This window comes from Paraburkholderia sp. SIMBA_030 (assembly GCF_046535245.1).
Lineage (GTDB): Bacteria > Pseudomonadota > Gammaproteobacteria > Burkholderiales > Burkholderiaceae > Paraburkholderia.
This window is the reverse complement of record NZ_JAWRXB010000313.1, coordinates 1-282: the sequence shown is the minus strand read 5'-3', so window position 1 is coordinate 282 and position 282 is coordinate 1. Positions and strand designations below refer to the sequence as shown.

The window sequence follows — 282 nt, the reverse complement described above, 5'->3', positions numbered from 1 at the left end:
CTTGATGATCGCGAACCAGAATTCGAGCTCGCCGTACGACTTGACGCTCGCCAGATTGATGCCGTTGATGACGACGAAGAAGCCGAGCGCCGACACCCACGTCGGCAGAGTCGGCCACCAGTAGTGCATGTAGATGCCGACCGCCGACAGTTCCGCCATGCTCACGAGCACGTAGAGCACCCAGTAATTCCAGCCGGAGAGAAAGCCTGCAAACGGGCCGAAGTATTTATCGGCGAAATAGCTGAACGAACCGGCGACGGGCTCGTCGACCACCATCTCGCC

1 pseudogene is annotated in these 282 nt (G+C 59.2%); it reads right to left on the bottom strand.

Annotated features, from left to right (window positions below):
* Positions 1-282 (bottom strand): annotated as a pseudogene (locus SB772_RS40145) (aromatic amino acid transporter AroP); the annotation flags it as partial.